The sequence below is a fragment of the Micromonospora sp. NPDC050397 genome, from assembly GCF_044901685.1.
Lineage (GTDB): Bacteria > Actinomycetota > Actinomycetes > Mycobacteriales > Micromonosporaceae > Micromonospora_G.
Genome location: NZ_JBJDPS010000004.1, coordinates 683,432 through 700,553, shown reverse-complemented (window position 1 = coordinate 700,553; position 17,122 = coordinate 683,432). Strand labels below are relative to the sequence as shown.

Sequence of the window (17,122 nt, the reverse complement as noted above, 5' to 3'; positions counted from 1 at the left end):
ACCTGCGTGGAGCCAGTGTCGTCGTCACCGAGGGTGGGAAATCCCCTACCGACCCCCCTATGGCCACCCAGAATTCGTCGCCCGTCCCGGTTCGCCCGACCGATTCCCGGGTGCGCGCGGACGTCGGCGTTATCGTCGGTCGGGTGGTCGACGCGGCGACGCGTACGGCACCGCCGACGGAAGGAAGATCGCGATGCCCGGCAGCTACCGGCAGATCGACGTCGCCCTCGGCGACCAGGCGTACCAGGTGTCGATCGGAGCGGGGGTGCGCCATCTCCTGCCGGAGCTGGTCGCGGCCACCGGGGCCCGCCGGGCGGCCGTGGTGTCGGCACGCCCGCCGGAGTGGACACCCGATCCCGGGGTGCCGTCGATCCGGATCCCGGCCCGGGACGGCGAGGTCGACAAGACGCTGGCGAGCGTCGAGGAGTTGTGTCGACAGTTCGCGCGTTTCGGGCTCACCCGGGCCGACGTGGTCGTCTCCTGCGGCGGTGGCACCACCACCGACTCGGTGGGGCTGGCCGCCGCGATGTACCACCGGGGGGTGCCCGTCATCCACCTGCCCACCTCGCTGTTGGCGCAGGTGGACGCGAGCGTCGGCGGCAAGACGGCGGTGAACCTGCCCGAGGGCAAGAACCTGGTGGGCGCGTACTGGCAGCCGAGGGCGGTGCTCTGCGACACGGAGTACCTGGACAGCCTGCCCCGGCGGGAATGGACCAACGGGTACGGCGAGATCGCGCGCTGTCACTTCATCGGCGCGGGCGACCTGCGGGGGCTTGCCCTGACCGAGCAGATCGCGGCGAGCGTCTCCCGCAAGGCCGAGATCGTGGCCGCCGACGAACGCGACACCGGGCTGCGCCACCTGCTCAACTACGGGCACACGCTGGGTCACGCCCTGGAGCGGGCCACCGACTTCGCGATGCGCCACGGCGAGGGCGTCGCCGTCGGAACGGTCTTCGTCGGCCGGCTGGCCGGTGCGCTCGGCCGGATCGGTGCCGAACGGGTGGCCGAGCACCTCGACGTGGTCCGGCACTACGACCTGCCGACCGCGCTGCCCGAGGGGGTCAGGGCAACGGATCTGGTCGCCCTGATGCGACTGGACAAGAAGGCGACAAACGGCCTGTCCTTCGTACTCGACGGGCCGGCGGGGGCGGAGTTGGTCCAGGACGTCCCCGAGGAGACCGTCCTGGACACCCTCGAAGCGATGCCCCGCCGACGCTACTGAGGGCTCCGATCGGCTACAGGCCCCGGGCCAGCAGCAGTGCCCCGTGCAGCGAGGAGAGTCCGCCGAGTGCCGCCGGGCGCACCGGCGGCACCGGCTGACCCGGCCGGGCCAGCCCGGCGGCGAGCGTGGACACGGTCGGGACCAGGCTGGGCAGGGCCGCGGCGACACCGCCGCCGATCAGCACCAGCGTTGGTCGCACCAGTTCGGTCAGCGAGACGATCGCCACGGAGAGGGCGGCGCAGGCGTCGTTCACCGCCGTGAGCGCCCACGACCGGTGCCGACCCATCGCCTCGGTCAACTCGGCGAACGTCACCGGCTGGTGCCGCAGTTCGGCGGCCCGGCGCAGGATCGCCGGTCCCGAGGCCACCGCCTGTAGGCACCCGCGCCGCCCGCAGTCGCAGCGGGGCCCGAACCGGTCGACGATGACGTGTCCGAGTTCGCAGGAACCGCGCCCGAGCCCGGGACGGATCTGCCCGTCGAGCACCAGGCCGCCGCCGACCCCGGTGCCGATGCCGATGTAGAGCAGGTCCCGGCAGCCCGCCTCCCGGGCCTCCGCCGCGGCGGCCAGGTCGCCGTCGTCGGCGCAGGACACCCGTACGTCCGGAAAGAGTGACCGCAGTTCGGCGCCGAGGTCCAGCCCGGTCCAGGCCGCCCGGCTGGGCCAGGTGACGACCCGGCCGGCACCGTCCAGGGTCGCCGGCATCGCGACGCCGACCCCGGCCAGCGGTTCCGGCCACTCGGCGCGCACCGCGTCCACCCACCCGGCCAGGGCCTCCAGGTCGCGGCCGACGACGCTCGGGACGGGCCACGTGAAGGCGACCTCGTACGGCGCCCGCCCCGCCCCCTCGGCCCGGAGCGCCACCTTCGTACCGCCGACATCGATTCCCAGATAACTGATCTCGACCCCCGAGTTGTCGGCCGGCCGTCCCGGACCGGCGGTAGCCGGACAAGCGTCCTCGTCCAGGCTAGGCCCGATGGGTCGGGCGGGAAGCACACGCCGACCCATCGGGCAGTAATTCCGGACCCATCACATCGACCATCGGTCGACGTCAACTCGGTTCCGCAACAATCTGCCCGGTGAACGATTTGTCGACCGACATTGCGACCAGTTGGCAGTCTGGTTTCCGGGACGTGAAACTGGCATGCTTCCGGTACCCCTCGTCCAGACGTTCGCCGGACCCGTACGGGAAAATGCTGGCAACAGCCGTAGACCTCTCATCCATCGCGCTTTGCGGTACTGACGCAAATCCCCCGTCGATAGGCGGACGGATAGCCGACAACTCCCGCGACCACGGCCCCGCACGCCATTCACGTGCGACAACGCCAGACGATCATGGTCCAGTTACCATCGGATGGGCGGTAACGAACCGGTCACCCAATTCGCGTTGCTAGCGTCAGTCGGTGGTTGCTGTCCTGGTGGATCGATCCATCGGGACGTCAGGCAAACACTTCGGGGGATTGACTGATGCACCTCATCGAGCGTGACAAAGAACTCGTGCTCCTCGACCGACTAGCCGCCCAATCGTTCGCCGGACAGGGCCAGGTCGTGCTGCTGACCGGTGCGCCCGCCACCGGGCGCACCACCTTGCAGCAGGCGTGCGCCGAACGGCTCACCCGACACGGCGCCCTGGTCCTGCACGCCGGCTGCGCCCGGCTGGAACGCTCCCTGCCCGGCGGGGTGATCAGCCAGCTCCTGCACAGCGCGCCGCTTCCCGAGCCGTTCGACGAGCCCATCGCCGCCCTGCTCGAGGCGGCGACCGCACGGGCCACCGACCACGACGACAGCCTTCCCGACACGGAGCTGCTGCGACTGTTCGACCAGCTCTGCGTACACCTGCGCCGGCTCGCCGCCGCGCGACCGCTGCTCGTCGCCATCGACGACATCGACCACGCCGACGACACCTCGTTGCAGTTCCTGCAACAACTCGTCCGGCGGGTGCGTACGGCGCCGATCCTGGTCGTGCTCACCGACGACGAACGCTACGGCTCCGCGTCCCCCTTCCTGGTCGAGTTGCACCGGCAGCCGCACCTGCACCACATCCCGGTGACCCCGCTGTCCCGCGAGGGTGTCCGGGAGCTGCTGCACCAGCGGACCGACGAGGCCGACGCGGCCCGACTCACCTGCGAGTTCTACGACGCCACCGGTGGCAACCCACTGCTGCTGGACGCCCTCATCCAGCAGACACACGAGACCGCGCCGAGATCGGACCGGTACGGTCCCGCGTTCCTGAGCTGTCTGCACCGCAGCGACCCACTGCTGCTCGATGTCGCCCGCGCCCTGGCCATCCTCGGCGACGGCGTCAAGCGGGTGTCCCCACGGCACCTGGTGAACGCCGAGGCGAAGGCGGTGGAACGGGCGCAGTACACGATGGCGGCCGCCGGACTGCTCCTGGCCGGCACGTTCCGGCACGCGGCGGCGCGCAAGGCGGTGCTGGAACACATCCCCGGCGAGAGCCGGTCGCTGCTGCACCGCCGGGCCGCGCACCTCCTCTTCGACTCGGGCGCACCGGCGTCGACGGTCGCCGCGCACCTGCTGGCGGGCGGCCGGAAACCACTGGCGTGGGCCGCGCCGGTCCTGGTCGAGGCCGCCGAGCAGGACCGCGCGACGGGCCAGAAGACGCGGGCCGCTCAGTATCTCGAACTGGCCCTCCAGGCGCACACCGAGCCCCAGGAGATCGCCTCGGTCCGGGCCCGGCTGTCCCGGATCGAGTGGGAGATCGATCCCGCGCTGGCCACCCGCCATTTCGCCGCGCTGCTCACCGCGCTGCGGCAGGACGTACTCGACCGGCGCGACGCGCTCGTACTGGTCCGGCAACTGCTCTGGCACGGTCGCACCGAGGAGGCGCTGGCGGCACTCAACCTCGTCCGCGGCAACGCCGAACGGCACCCGGAGGCCGGGGCCGAGCTACGCGACCTGGAGCTGTGGCTGGCGTACGCCCATCCGCCGCTGGCACGACGTCGCGCCCCGGGCGGGTCCGACGTCACCAGCGTGGCCCCGATGGCCGACCCGTGGCTGCACTCGACCGCGACGATGGCCAACGCACTCATCCGTGGTCAGGTCGGCGAGGCCGTCGATCGGGCCGAGCAGGCCCTGCGCGACCTCGAACTGGGCCGGCACACCGACTGGGCGGACGAGACCGCGTTGATCGCGTTTGTCTCCCTGACCCGGGGCGACCGGCTGCACGTGGTCGCGGACTGGTCCCCCCGGCTCGGCGAACGGGCCGGTCGCACGGCGAGCGCCTCCTGGCAGGCCGTTCTCGCCCTGACCCGGTCCGACATCGCGCTCGGGCTGGGCGACTCCGCCGCCGCGGTCGACCACGCGCGGAGCGCGCTCGTCGAACTCGCCCCGAAGGCGTGGGGCATCGCGGTCGGCCTGCCGCTGGCCAACCTGATCCTGGCCTACTCCCGCCTTGGTCGGTTCGACGACGCCAACGCCCAGCTCACGCTCCCCGTGCAGGACTCGATGTTCCAGAGCAGGTACGGCCTGTCGTACCTCTACGCCCGAGGTCACTACCACCTGGCCATCCGGCACCACCACGCGGCGCTGGCCGACTTCCTCTCCTGCGGGGAGCTGGTCCGGGGCTGGGGCCTGGACGCGGCCAACCCGGTCCAGTGGCGCGCGGGCGCCGCCGAGGCGTGGCTCCGCCTGGGCAACGGCGACCAGGCCCGGCGACTCGCGAGCGACGAACTCACCCGGGCCGGCAGCGGCGACGCCCGGGGCCGGGGCACGATCCTGCGGGTGCTGGCCGCCGCCGGTCCGGTCAGCCGTCGACCGCAGTTGCTCACCGAGTCGCTGGAGCTGCTCGAAGACTGTGGCGACCAGTACGAGCAGGCACGTACCCTGGGCGACCTGGCCACCGCCCACCACGCGCTGGGTCAGAACCGCAAGGCACGGGTGGTGTTCCAGCGGGCCCTGCACGTCGCCAAGGTGAGCGGAGCCGAGTTGCTCCACCACGAGTTGCTCTCGGTCAGCAGCGAGCTCGGCGAGACGTTCACCGCCAACGGCGACGCCGACCGGCTGGCCGATCTGACCGAGTCGGAGCGGCGCGTGGCGGCGCTCGCCGTGATGGGCTATACCAACCGGGAGATCGCGGCGAAGCTCTACATCACGGCGAGCACGGTCGAGCAGCACCTCACCCGGGTCTACCGCAAGCTCAAGGTCTCCCACCGGCGCGAACTGCCGAGCGAGCTGAGCTGGCGGCGGGCCAGCCGCCCGCGCGCGTCCGCGAGCTGAGAACCGGATCTCCGCGCGACCACCGCCCGCCCGCCGCGACGCCGAGGAGCAGCCCCGTGAACGACGTGCCGACCATCACCGGCGCCACCCGGCTGTACGCCGTGCTCGGTGACCCGGTCACCCAGGTCCAGGCGCCCGGGCTGCTCAACCCGCTGTTCGCCCGGCTCGGCGTCGCGGCGGTGCTGCTGCCGGTGCACGTCCGGCCGGAACAGCTCGGCGCGGTGGTCCGGGGGCTGCGGGGCGTCGACAACCTCGACGGGTTGCTCGTCACGGTGCCACACAAGACGGCCATCTGCCGCTACGCCGACCGGGTCAGCCGCACGGTCACCATCGCCGGCAGCGCGAACGCGCTCCGCCGGGAGAGCGACGGCAGCTGGTCGGCCGACAACTTCGACGGTGCCGGTTTCGTGGCCGGGCTGACGGCGGCCGGACACACCGTCGTGGACCGGCGGGTGACCCTGGTCGGCGCGGGTGGCGCGGGCAGCGCGATCGCGGCCGCCCTGCTGTCGGCGGGGGTCGGTCGGCTGTCCGTCTGCGACACCGACGCCGGCCGGCTCGGCGGGTTGCTGCACCGGCTGGGTGCCTACTGGCCCGGACGCGTGGTCGGTTCCGGCGAGCCGGATCTCGACGGCGTCGACATCGCGGTCAACGCCACCGCCCTGGGCCTGCGGCCCGGGGACGCGCTGCCGTTCCCGCCCCGGGCGCTGCCACCGGGGGCGGTGGTCGCCGACATCATCATGCAGCCCCGGGAGACGGCCCTGCTGCGTACGGCGGCGGCGCTCGGCCACCGGGTCCACCCCGGCCGGCACATGCTGGAACACCAGATCGACGCCTACCACGCGTTCTTCCGGCTACCCGCCGCACCGGCAGCGGCTAACGTCGGAGAGGGTCTCGCCGCGCGGGCCTGACCCGTGTCCTCGCACCAGAACAGCGGCGACCCCACCACCCTGGCCCCCACCGCCCAACCCACACCATCGAGGAGATCAGCATGCAGAGCAGACAGGACGCCCTCCGGTCGGATGCCGAAACCGGGACGGCCTCCGAGGCTCTCGGCGACGCGGCATCGCCCGCGCCGGGCAGCCGACCGGGCCAATGGAGCGCCCTGGCCGACCGTCTCCAGGGCGACCTGGTGCTCCCCGACGACGACGGCTACGAGCTCGCCAAGCAGTTGCAGTACGCCGAGTTCGACGCGGTCAACCCACGGGCGATCGCGTACTGCGAATCGGCGTCGGACGTCCAGGAGTGTGTGCGGTACGCCCGCAGCCGTGGCATTCCCATCGCGGTACGCAGCGGCGGACACGCCGTACTGGGTTGGTCCACCGGTCCGGGCCTGGTCATCGACCTGACCCGGATCAAGCACGCGACCGTCTCCGGCGACACCGTGCACATCGGCCCGGGGCTGGAGGCGATCGACGCGCTCGTCGGCCTCGGGGCGCAGGGCAAGCAGCTCATCACCGGCACCTGCCCGACGGTCTGCCCCGGCGGCTTTCTCAGCGGCGGCGGGATCGGCCTACAGACCAGGAAGTTCGGCGTGGGCAGCGACCGCCTGGTGTCGGCCTCCGTGGTCCTCGCCGACGGCAGCCTGGTGCGGGCTTCCGAGCAGGAGGAACCGGACCTGTTCTGGGCCTTGCGTGGCGGCGGCGGCGGCAACTTCGGCGTGGTGGTCGACTTCGAGGTACGCCCGATCGAGGCACCCCGGATGGTCTTCTTCCACACGGTGTGGCCGTGGGAGAAGGCGGCGGAGGTGCTCGCCGCCTGGCAGACGTGGACGCTGAAAGCCTCGCACGACCTCGGCGCCCAGTTGATGTTCATGCTGCCCGACGCCGCCCCGGGCAACGTACCGCTGGTGTTCGTCAACGGCGGATACCTCGGGCCGAAGCCCGAACTCGACGCCGCCCTGGAGCAACTGACCGCCCTGGTCGGGGTCGGGCCCACCGAGTCCTTCGCCACCGACCTGTCGTACCTGGAGGCGATGCGGAACATCTACGGCTGCGCCGAACTCACCCCGGAGCAGAGTCACCGGGTGGGCCACAACCCGGACGCGACCCTGCACCGCAGCGGCTTTCTGCGGGAGCAGTACCGGTACACCGACCGGCCGTTCGACGCGGCCGAACTGACCGCACTGGTCAGCCACTTCGACGCCGACCGACAGCCGGGCCAGCTACGCGCCCTGCACTGCATGTCGTTGGGGGGCGTGGCCAACCAGGTCGGTCCGACCGCGACCGCGTACGTGCACCGCTCCGCCCAGTTCATCGTCGGACTCGCATCCGAGGTGGTGCAGCCCGCACCGGGGCTGCCCGAGGCGGTGGAGGCGTTCGCGGCGGGAGCGGCGGCCCTGCTCGAGCCGATCGCCAGCGGCGCGTACGTCAACTTCCCGGGCGCCACGGTGCCCGACTGGCAGACGGCCTACTACGGGCAGAACTACCCCCGGCTGGTGCGGGTCAAGCGGCGTTACGACCCGGACAACCTCTTCGCGCACGGACGTAGCATCGGTCAAGCCTGAGACGTAGCGTCGGTAGGCACCTGACCATCCACGCACCGGCCCTCGGTCCCGGCTCGCCGGGACCGAGGGCCGGTCGTCTGTGCACACCCCGACGACCCCCCTCAACCGCGACCGGCACCCCATAGGGGTCCCTATACCCTCCCTATCCTTCATTTCAGCGGTCGTCGTACGTCAATTTCCCGGCAAGCCGAACTAGTGTTCTGGGCATACGTTTTGCGAGCCCGCCCGGCCTGGGCGCGGCAATCCAGATTGTGAGGCACTCCACCGTGACTCGTAACTGGCTCGGCTTCCGACTACAGCACCCGTCCTGGCTCAGTGACGAGGATGCCGACGCCCTGGCGCTCAACGACATCCTGCCCTCGCTCGCCCGTCGCCTGCGCGCCGCCGACCTGGACGCACGCTGGCAGTTCCGGCGGCACGACGGTCCCGACGCGGACACGACCACGGTCTGGTTCCAGTCCACGGCGGCGGTGCTCGACAAGGTCGAGCAGTGGCTGCGCCGACGGATGGAGGAGGACCGGTGGCTGGTGGTCGAGGCGCCGCCGCGCCCCGGCGCCGAACTACCGCCCGGTTCGGTCGACACCCAACTGGGCGAGACCCTGGCCGACCTCTCCAGCGACCTCGCCCTCGACCTGCTCGCCACGGGCCCGCTGGACCCGGCGGACCAGTTGCGGGTGGCCAGCCTGCACCTTCGCACGACCAGCGAACTGGTGCCGGAGAGCGACCGGGCCTCGTTCCTCTTCCTCGGTTGGCAGCACTGGAGCCGGCAACTCACCCCGGCGCACCGGGTACGACTCGGAGCGCAGGCCGACCTCATCGCGCCGGACGTGCTCGACCTGACGGCGGAGACCGCCCGGCAGTGGCGGTGGCGCGAGCTGTGGCCGCCGTACGGCACCGCGCTGCGGGCCGTCGTCGAGGAGCACCGCGCGCAGGACTGTCCCCTGCTCAACTACCTGCTGTTCGACCACGTCGAACGCACCCACCACCGGCTGGGCCTGCCGCTGGAGGTGACGGCGGTGGCGGCCGGCGCACTGCGGGCCGCGGCCCGGATCGACCGGCTCGACCGGCAACTCCTCGGGCTGGACCAACTCGTCGTCGCCGTACCGGGCACCCGTCCCGCCGGATAGCCCGCAAGGCCCCCTTCGCGACCTCCCGCGACGCACCTCTGGCCCGACGACCAGAACCTTTTTACATTGATGTTCGTAAATGTCAACGCCGCCCGGGGATTCGCCGGTCGAACCGCCGACGCAAACGAGCCGACCGGCGGGGCATTCGTGGAATTCCCGGGCAAGACGATTGGAGTTCGGTATGTGGGTCGGAGTCCTGCGCACGGACGACGGAGCCGGGTCGCCGCGCCCCGGTGGGCGGCCGATCCGGCAACCCGGCAGGCCCGCCCGGGCGAAGCGTCGCCGCCGGTCCGACCGCACGACCGCCTGAACCGGCATGGACGATCGATCGCACCGGATCCTGTTCGTGGTCGGTGACCGGTTCGCCACGGGAGTGGGCGACGCCGAGGTGGTCGCCGTGTCCCGGCTGCTCACCCGGCTGCGCGCCGGTTGCTACGACAACCTCAGTGGCGAGTGCCGGGTCATCCTCGGCCAGGGGGTCAGCACCGACGACGAGACGATCATCAGTCACCTGATCCAGAACCGGCGGCTGACCGACCGACTCGTCGTACGACACGGCGGCCGGACGACCGTGCCGGCGGCCCGGGTACACAAGCAACGGCAGGAGAACGTACTGCTCGCCGATCTCCGCCGGACCGACGAGCACCGGTTCAGCGCCCGGCTGGTCGTACACGACGACAACGAACTGGTGCTCGACCACGTCAGCGGCTGGCACATCCCGGGCATGCTCATCCACGAGGCGGCCCGGCAGATGATCCTCGCGGTGACCGAGACCTACTACGTCGACACCGTGCCGGCGGGCGGCTACCGCTACGTACTGGAGTCGTGGCACACGAGCTTCGAGGAGTTCCTGTTCCCGCTCGACGCCACCGTCCACTACGCCGTGGACAAGGTCGACACCGAGCGGCCCGACCGGCTCCGCTTCGAGGTCACCGCGTCGATCGTCCAGGCCGGACGGCGTACCGCGCAGTGCTCGATCGTGGTCGTGGCGTTCGACGCCGACGTACTCACGGCGATCGAGCAGCGCCGCGCCCTGCGGACGATGGACGAGATCAGCACCACCGCGACCGAGTTCGCGCTGTGACCCCCCGAGGAGACTCGATGCGCGCGGCCCTACGCGTCTTCCCGCTCGCCGCGCTCGGGGTGCTCGTCCTGGCGACCACGATCGCGCTGGTCCGGGAGGCGTCGCGGTGGGCCGCCCCGGACCACCGGCTGGCCGCGCTCTTCGCCGCCGCGTACCTGGGCTGGCTCCTGCTGGAATCGGGGATCACCGTGCGCAGCGCCCGGGAGGAGGTCCAGGTCACCGACCGGTGGACCGCGCCGCTGTACGGGCTGGCCCGGGTCGCGGTGGTGGTGACCGCACTGTACGTGCCCGCCGCGCGCCCCGACCACACGCCCTGGACGACGCTCCTGCTGCCGGTCTTCCTGGTCGGTGTGGCGCTGCGGCTCTGGGCGATCCGGAAGCTGGGCGGCTTCTACTCGCACAAGGTGCGCACCGTCGCCGGGCACCGGATCGTGCGCAGCGGCCCCTACCGCTTCGTCCGCCACCCCGCGTACGCCGGCATGCTGCTGGCGCATCTCGCCCTGGTCCTCTTCTTCCTCAGCAACGCCAGCGTCGCGGTACTGGTCGTGTTCTTCGTGCCGACCCTGGTGGTGCGCATCCTGGTGGAGGAGTCACTGATGCTCTCCGTACCGGGCTACGCGTCCTACGCGACCGGCCGCCGTCGCCTCGTCCCGTACGTCTGGTGACCGGCGTGTCCGAAGGATCATCCGTCCTCGTCCGGGGCCGACGGCTGCACGACCCCGCCGAGGTCGGCCCGAAGTTCGCCCGGCAGAGCGAGCTGGCCCGGCACGGCGTCAACGTACCGCCGTTCTTCTGCCTGCCGGCCGGCTGCTACACCAAGGTGCTCCGGCCCCACCGGGCGGAGATCCTCGACCGACTCGCCCGGATCGACCCCACCGACCCCGACTCGGTGGCGGCACACGCCGGGGCACTGCGCGACCTGGTGACCGGCATCCCGTTCCCGGACGACCTCGCCGACCGGGTGCTGCGAGCCTTCGACGTCGCCTTCGGTGGCGACGGCGTCGTCTCGGTCCGCGCCGCCGTGGTCGGACGGCGGGCCGACGAGAGCGAGGACTCGGCCGCGGACGCCTTCGCCGGCATGAGCGACAGCTTCCTGTACGTGACCCGCGACCGCCTCCTCGACCGGATCAGCCACTGCTGGGCCTCCGCGTTCAACCCGGAGAGCCTGCTCTACCGGCACGCGCGCGCCGGCGACGGAGCGGTCGACTGGGGCTTCGCGGTCGCGGTCGGCGTCCAACGGATGGTGCCCGGCGAACGCTCGTTCGTCCTCTTCACCGCCGATCCCACCAACGGCGCCCGCGATCCGGTGATCGCCGCCGGCCCCGGCATCGGCGAGGGGGTGGTGCAGGAACGGGTGCCGATCGACCACTACTTCGTCGACCGCGCCACCGGCACGGTCCGCACCCACACCGCGCGACCGGACGCCCGCCCGGTGCTGGCCCCGGCCGAGGTGACCGAGCTGGTCGCGCTCGGCAACCGGATCGAACGCGTCTTCGGCGAGCCGCAGGACATCGAGGGTACGTTCACCCCGGACGGTCGGGTGCACGTGTTGCAGAGCCGCCCGGTGGTCCTGACCTGGCCCCGGCAACGGTTGTGGAGCAACGCCAACATCACCGAGAGCTTCCCGGGCGTCAGCACCGTCCTGACGTACTCGTTCGCGCAGCGGTTCTACCGGACGATCTTCGCCGACTTCTACCGGCTCGACGGGCTCGACGCCGCCGAGTCGCGCCGCCGCGAACCGGAACTCGAACGGATGATCGGGCGGCTGCACGGACGGATCTACTACTCGCTGAGCGCCTGGTACCGGCTGCACCGCACCTCCCCACTGTTCCCGCTCTGGCGGGGCGCGTGGGAGCGGATGATGGGCATCGACCAGACCTCCCCCGACGGACGGTACGACGTACTCGCCCCGACGCCGACCGCCGGGCTGCGCGCACTCGCCGCGCTGCCGCGCTGGGCCTGGCTCACCGCCACCCACGACCGGTCGATGCGCGACTTCGAAACCTGGTGGGCGGCGCTCGCCTCCAACCGGCGCGCACCGAAACTGGACCCCGCCGACCCGCTCACCCTCGTCGAGGACTTCCACCGGGTCTGGGGCGAGGTCGGTGGGCGCTGGGGCCGGACCCTCGTCAACGACCTGCTGCTGACCACCACGAGCGGCGTGACAAACGCGCTCTTCGCACGCTGGCTGCCCGACGACGGGTCGGGACTCGCCGCCGACCTGCTCTGCGGTGACGAGGAGAACCACAGCGTCGCCGCGCTGTACTCCCTGGTCGACCTCGCCGAACGGGTCCGGGCCGACCCGGCCCTGCGACGGTCGGTCGAGGCCGACCCGCCCGGCGAGGTGTGGCGCCGCATGGTCGAGGGCGGACACGGCGAGGCCCTGGCCGACCGCCTGCGCGACCACGTGGACCGCTACGGCGACCGAGGGCTGCAGGAGCTGAAGCTGGAACGACCCAACCCGCGCCAACGCCCCGACCAACTCGTACGGGTCATCGCCGAGTACGCCCACCAGGACGTCACCGTCGCCGGCCTGCGCGCCCAGGAGGCGGCCCGACGCGCCGACGGGGAACACCGGCTCGCCCGCCGACTCGCCCGCCGGCCGCTGCGGCGGCTAACGCTCCGTCTGCTGCTGGACCGACAGCGCCGCTACATCCGGCACCGGGAGAACTCCCGCTACTGCCGCAGCGAGCTGTTCGGGTACGCCAAGCGGACGTTCGCCGCGCTCGGCGTCGCCCTGGCCGAGCGCGGACTGCTCGACGATCCGGCGGACGTGGTGCACCTGACCCAGGACGAGATCTTCGGCTACTTCGACGGCACCGGCACCACCGAGAACCTACGGGCGCTGGCGGCACTGCGCCGGGACGAGCACGACAAACCCGGACCGGAGCTGCCGATGCACTTCGCCACCATGGGCACCGTCCCGGAGAACTGGCCCACCCGGGTGGTCGCCGACCCAACCGGCTCGCTGCACGGCATCGGGTCCAGCGGCGGAAGGGTACGCGGCACCGCCCGGGTGGTGCTCGACCCGGACAACCGCCCCGAGCCCACCGACGACATGATCCTCGTCGCCCGGGAGACCGATCCCGGCTGGCTCTTCCTGATGCTGTCGGCCCGGGGGCTGGTCGTGGAGCGCGGCACCATGCTCTCGCACACCGCGATCACCGGCCGCAAGTTCGGCATCCCCACCGTCGTCGCGGTGCCCGACGCGACCAGCCGTATCCCGGACGGGGCGACGATCGAGATGGACGGCGCGCAGGGGTGGATACGGCTCGTCGGGGAGGACGCGTGAGACGTACGGCGTACCGGCTGCTCGCCTTCGCCCGGGAACGCTTCCCGCTGCGGGTCTACGCCACCTACGCGATCCTCTGGGTGCTGGCGTTGGAGGGCTCGATCACTCTTGTGTCGCCCGACGGTCGGTGGGAACTCGGCCCGCACCTGCTCGTCGAGATCGCCTCGGTGCTGCTGACCCTGCTCTTCGTCCGGGTCGTCGACGAGCAGAAGGACCTGGCGTACGACCGGGTGCACAACCCGGGCCGACCACTGCCCCGAGGCGCGGTCAGCGTGGCCGAACTGCGACTGGTGATGATCGCCTGCGTGGTCGCGGTCGTCGCGCTCAACCTGCCGATGTCGGCGCCGCTGGCCGGCTGGCTGCTGCTGGATCTCGGCTACATCTGCTTCCTGGTCTGGCTCGAACGGCACTCGACGCCGGTACGCGACGGCCTCTTCCTCAACCTGCTGGTCAGCTACCCGGCTCAGCTCCTGCTCAGTGGTTACCTGTGGCTGGCGTTCCTGAGCCGGACCGACACCGGGCCGACCTGGGCCGCCGGGCTGGTCGTACTGATGTTCGCCCTGGTCTTCCTGCACTTCGAGTTCGCCCGCAAGACCAGTTGGGCGCGGGTGGACCGGGCGAACCTCTACTCCAACGTCGTCGGCCCGCGTGGCAGCGCCGGCCTGGCGCTGGGCTGCGCGCTCGGCGCCGCCAGCATCGCCCTGCTGTCGTTCGAACCCTGGCGGGTCGACGGCGTCGCCGCGTTCGCGGCCTGGCTGCCGCTGTCAGCCGTCGGGTTCCTCTGGATGGGCGGCGAGCGGTTCCTGTCCAGGGCGGCGGCGGTGTGGCCGCCCGCACCGCCGATGGGCTTTCTCGCCTGGTTCTACCTCGGCCTGTTCGTGCAGGCACTGGCCACCCAGCCGGTGGGCTGGTCGGGGTGAGCCGCATCCTGCTCACCGGCGCCTCCGGCTTTGTCGGCGGCGCGGTGCTGCGCGCCCTCCGTCGCGCCCCCGGCGACCATTCGATCCGGCTGCTGACCCACCGCACACCACTGCCCGGCCCGACCGGCGAGATCGAGGTGGTCCCGGCCGACCTAGCCCGACCACGGTCACTGGGCGGGATCTGCGACGGCGTCGACACCCTGGTGCACCTGGCCGCGCGGATCGGCGGTGACGAGCGGAGCTGCCAGCAGGTCAACCACCACGGTACGGCGGCGCTGGTCGCCGAGGCCCGACGAGCCGGCGTCACCCGCATCCTCTACCTGAGCACCGCGGCCGTGTACGGCGACGGCGTGTACCGGGGCCTCGCCGAGGACGAGGTGCCGCCCACGCCGGTGTCGCCGACGAGCCGGTCGCGACTCGACGCCGAGCGGGTCGTACGCGCCGCCGACGGCACGGTGCTGCGGCCGATGTTCGTCACCGGGAAAGCGGACGCCTGGTTCCGGCCGACGCTGTTGGGCCTGCTCGCCGCGTTGGGAAACTGGGTCGACGAGGGCGAGGCCCGGCTCTCCACGGTCGACGTCGACGAGTTGGCGCGGATCGTCGTGGCGGCGGCGACGACCCGACCCCTGCGGGCCGGTGCCGTCTACCACGCCAACCATCCCGAGCCGGTCAGGGTACGGGACCTGGTCGGAGCGGCCGGCGACTTCGTCCCTCCCTCGGGGAGCGTCAGCCTGGCCGAGGCCGAACAGATCCTGCCCCCGCCGTTCACCCGCCGTCAGCTACACCTGCTCTTCTCCGACCAGTGGTTCGACAACTCGCGGCTGTGGCGTGATCTCGACCTGACGCCGGACCCTGGACGCTGACGGACGCCGCGTACCCGCACGGGACGCTCGGCCGGAGTTCCCGACCGAGCGTCCGGAACAGGTCAGCAGCCGAGGTAGAGCCGCGCCTGGAAGCGCACCGAGCCGGACGGAGGAGTGTCGGCGCAGCCGATGGTGCCCGCCTCCAGAACGGAGAAGGTCTTGTAGCTCTCCAGCCCGCCGACCTGGAACCAGTGCGGGTGCGTGGGAACTCCGCCGCCCTGCAACTGGTAGCACTGGTATTCGAGCCACGTGCCCTCCACCGCCCGGGTGCCCTTGTACAGGCCGTAGTAGCCGGGCAGGGAGAAGTTCCACGTGTCGGTGACCGACGTGCTGTTCGTGCTCGAGGTGGTCGTCTGGACGCTGAAGCCCACCTTCGCCTGGACCTCGACGAAGCCGAGCGTTCCCTTCGCAGTGATCTCGGTGCTCTGCCCGACCTGCGTGGTCACCTCGTTGACCGTCTCGAGGGTCTCGGAGTGCTCGCCCGTGGTGCCGGCGGTGATGTGGATCGCGAGGAAGTGGGTCAGCGTGGGGTTCACCTCGGCGGCGTTGACGACGAAGGTCGTCTCGCCGAGGTTCGCCGCGCTGCAGGGCTTGGTCGGCTTGGGGTACTGCGGGATGAGCGGGCCCCCTCCTCCCCAGCGGTCGGCCGAGGCCGGGCCTCCGGCCGTGGCGACGAGCATGCCCGCGACCAGGGCAACGGCCCCGATTCGCAGGGCGCGGTGAATTTTCGTACGGGACAGGCGCATGGCCGCTCCTGACTCGGTTGTGCACAGTGGACCGATCGCGATCATCATCGATAAACCGATCAAGCTCCGCAACGGTCTCCCACCGCACCAGCCGCGCAATGATGCCTTTCCGGCCATCCGCCCGGCACGAGAGCGAGCGGCGGATAGTCCACCTGTACGCAGCTTTCGGACTTCGCGGGTACAAGCCCCGCCAGACGCCCCACCGGTCCGGTCTTCCAGGGAAAAAATCCCCAGGCCGGATCCGCGCCACCGGCGCCCGAGAGTCTCCCCGTGTACCAAGCCGGGCCGTGCGCGAACCGGGCGGGCGCCCGTTCGTCAGGTCCCGCAGCTCCACGGCGTGCTCCTGTGCCCACCCGAGCAGGAGATCGGCTCGGGTTACTCGGTCGCCGACATCGCCGGCCGGCTCCACCTCGCGCAGGGTACGGTGCGCAACTACCTCTCCAACGCCGTGCAGAAGACCCAGACCCACACCCGCCACGAGGCGGCACGCTACGCCCGCGAACGCGACTGGCAATGAGCGCCAATGCGGATGGTCCCCTGCCGTCTGGCCTCGCCCGACATCGACCGAAGGATCGAGAGGACGCGGCTCACTTCACTCGCTGACCGAAATCCGCGGGCCGCACCCGCAGCTTGGCGGCGATCCGGGCCAGGGCCCGCTGGTCGGCGGCGGTGAGCGGGTCCAGCACGACCTGTCGTACCGCACGCACGTGCGTGGGTGCGGCGGCGACGACTACCTCGTAGCCGGTGACGGTGAGGCCGACGATGGTGTAGCGGCCGTCGTGGGGGTCCGGCGACCGCTCCACCCAGCCCCGCTGCTCCAGCCGCTTCACGACGTTGGAAAGGCGTGAAAGCGATCCGTTGGTCAGGTAGGCCAACTCGCTCATCCGCAACCGGCGCTGCGGGGCTTCCGAGATGTGGCTGAGCGTCAGGTACTCGAAGAGAGTCAGGTCGGCGTTGCGCGCAAGTGGCGCCTCCAGCCGCCCCGGCAGCAGCAGTACCAGCGAGATCAGCCCGGTCCAGGCCTCCTTCTCGTCGGCGGTCAGCCATGGCACTTCGTCGGTGGCGTCGTCGTGGGACTTCCGGCCGCGGGTGGTCATGGCACCACGATACCGAGCAGGGATCACTTGAAGC

14 protein-coding genes are annotated in these 17,122 nt (G+C 71.5%); 11 read left to right on the top strand and 3 right to left on the bottom strand.

From position 1 onward, the window contains the following. Positions 1-193 precede the first annotated feature (193 nt). Positions 194-1,222, top strand: coding sequence for a 3-dehydroquinate synthase family protein (locus ACI2K4_RS18790; RefSeq protein WP_404512937.1), 1,029 nt, complete (start codon positions 194-196; stop codon positions 1,220-1,222). Between the two features lie 13 nt (positions 1,223-1,235). Here ACI2K4_RS18790 and ACI2K4_RS18785 read toward each other — a convergent pair whose 3' ends face one another. Beyond that, positions 1,236-2,228: an ROK family protein gene (locus ACI2K4_RS18785; protein ID WP_404512936.1), complete on the bottom strand. Its 993-nt coding sequence runs from the start codon at positions 2,226-2,228 to the stop codon at positions 1,236-1,238. A 459-nt stretch (positions 2,229-2,687) separates the two neighbouring features. Between ACI2K4_RS18785 and ACI2K4_RS18780 the strand changes: the two genes are divergently transcribed. The 9 genes from ACI2K4_RS18780 (at position 2,688) to ACI2K4_RS18740 (ending at position 15,245) form a co-directional block, all read left to right on the top strand. Continuing rightward, complete coding sequence (locus tag ACI2K4_RS18780) at positions 2,688-5,456, top strand: AAA family ATPase (RefSeq protein WP_404512935.1); 2,769 nt, start codon at positions 2,688-2,690, stop codon at positions 5,454-5,456. 56 nt (positions 5,457-5,512) lie between these two features. Beyond that, entirely contained in the window at positions 5,513-6,364 is an 852-nt protein-coding gene (locus ACI2K4_RS18775) for a shikimate dehydrogenase family protein (protein ID WP_404512934.1), read from the top strand. Positions 6,365-6,444: 80 nt separating this feature from the next. Further along, positions 6,445-7,959 carry an FAD-binding oxidoreductase gene (locus tag ACI2K4_RS18770; RefSeq protein WP_404512933.1) on the top strand — a complete coding sequence of 505 codons (1,515 nt, stop codon included), beginning with the start codon at positions 6,445-6,447 and terminating at the stop codon, positions 7,957-7,959. Positions 7,960-8,225: 266 nt separating this feature from the next. Beyond that, positions 8,226-9,086, top strand: a complete 861-nt coding sequence (locus ACI2K4_RS18765; RefSeq protein WP_404512932.1) for a hypothetical protein — start codon at positions 8,226-8,228, stop codon at positions 9,084-9,086. A 316-nt stretch (positions 9,087-9,402) separates the two neighbouring features. Further along, the gene (locus tag ACI2K4_RS18760) at positions 9,403-10,170 is read left to right on the top strand and encodes an AfsA-related hotdog domain-containing protein (protein ID WP_404512931.1); all 768 of its coding nucleotides are present in this window, start codon (positions 9,403-9,405) and stop codon (positions 10,168-10,170) included. 17 nt (positions 10,171-10,187) lie between these two features. Beyond that, the gene (locus ACI2K4_RS18755) at positions 10,188-10,835 is read left to right on the top strand and encodes a methyltransferase family protein (protein WP_404512930.1); all 648 of its coding nucleotides are present in this window, start codon (positions 10,188-10,190) and stop codon (positions 10,833-10,835) included. 5 nt (positions 10,836-10,840) lie between these two features. After that, positions 10,841-13,462: a PEP/pyruvate-binding domain-containing protein gene (locus ACI2K4_RS18750; RefSeq protein WP_404512929.1), complete on the top strand. Its 2,622-nt coding sequence runs from the start codon at positions 10,841-10,843 to the stop codon at positions 13,460-13,462. Further along, complete coding sequence (locus ACI2K4_RS18745; RefSeq protein WP_404512928.1) at positions 13,459-14,382, top strand: hypothetical protein; 924 nt, start codon at positions 13,459-13,461, stop codon at positions 14,380-14,382. Before ACI2K4_RS18750 ends, ACI2K4_RS18745 begins: the two co-directional genes overlap by 4 nt. Next, on the top strand, positions 14,379-15,245 hold the full coding sequence (locus tag ACI2K4_RS18740; protein WP_404512927.1) for an NAD-dependent epimerase/dehydratase family protein: 867 nt from the start codon (positions 14,379-14,381) through the stop codon (positions 15,243-15,245). Before ACI2K4_RS18745 ends, ACI2K4_RS18740 begins: the two co-directional genes overlap by 4 nt. 62 nt (positions 15,246-15,307) lie before the next feature. Here ACI2K4_RS18740 and ACI2K4_RS18735 read toward each other — a convergent pair whose 3' ends face one another. Next, the gene (locus ACI2K4_RS18735; RefSeq protein WP_404512926.1) at positions 15,308-15,991 is read right to left on the bottom strand and encodes a hypothetical protein; all 684 of its coding nucleotides are present in this window, start codon (positions 15,989-15,991) and stop codon (positions 15,308-15,310) included. Between the two features lie 337 nt (positions 15,992-16,328). On the opposite strand from ACI2K4_RS18735, the gene ACI2K4_RS18730 reads away from it, so the two are divergent. Then, the gene (locus tag ACI2K4_RS18730) at positions 16,329-16,508 is read left to right on the top strand and encodes a response regulator transcription factor (protein ID WP_404512925.1); all 180 of its coding nucleotides are present in this window, start codon (positions 16,329-16,331) and stop codon (positions 16,506-16,508) included. Positions 16,509-16,578: 70 nt separating this feature from the next. Here the strand turns inward: ACI2K4_RS18730 and ACI2K4_RS18725 are convergent, their stop codons facing one another. Continuing rightward, a complete protein-coding gene (locus ACI2K4_RS18725) occupies positions 16,579-17,088 on the bottom strand; it encodes a MarR family winged helix-turn-helix transcriptional regulator (protein ID WP_404512924.1) in 510 nt (169 codons plus the stop codon). Between the last annotated feature and the right edge of the window lie 34 nt (positions 17,089-17,122).

Bases quoted from the DNA above. Each gene is read 5' to 3' on its own strand.
- ACI2K4_RS18790 (WP_404512937.1), top strand. From the start codon at position 194: ATGCCCGGCAGCTACCGGCAGATCGACGTCGCCCTCGGCGACCAGGCG.
- ACI2K4_RS18785 (WP_404512936.1), bottom strand. From the start codon at position 2,228: ATGGGTCGGCGTGTGCTTCCCGCCCGACCCATCGGGCCTAGCCTGGAC.
- ACI2K4_RS18780 (WP_404512935.1), top strand. From the start codon at position 2,688: ATGCACCTCATCGAGCGTGACAAAGAACTCGTGCTCCTCGACCGACTA.
- ACI2K4_RS18770 (WP_404512933.1), top strand. From the start codon at position 6,445: ATGCAGAGCAGACAGGACGCCCTCCGGTCGGATGCCGAAACCGGGACG.
- ACI2K4_RS18760 (WP_404512931.1), top strand. From the start codon at position 9,403: ATGGACGATCGATCGCACCGGATCCTGTTCGTGGTCGGTGACCGGTTC.
- ACI2K4_RS18755 (WP_404512930.1), top strand. From the start codon at position 10,188: ATGCGCGCGGCCCTACGCGTCTTCCCGCTCGCCGCGCTCGGGGTGCTC.
- ACI2K4_RS18735 (WP_404512926.1), bottom strand. From the start codon at position 15,991: ATGCGCCTGTCCCGTACGAAAATTCACCGCGCCCTGCGAATCGGGGCC.
- ACI2K4_RS18725 (WP_404512924.1), bottom strand. From the start codon at position 17,088: ATGACCACCCGCGGCCGGAAGTCCCACGACGACGCCACCGACGAAGTG.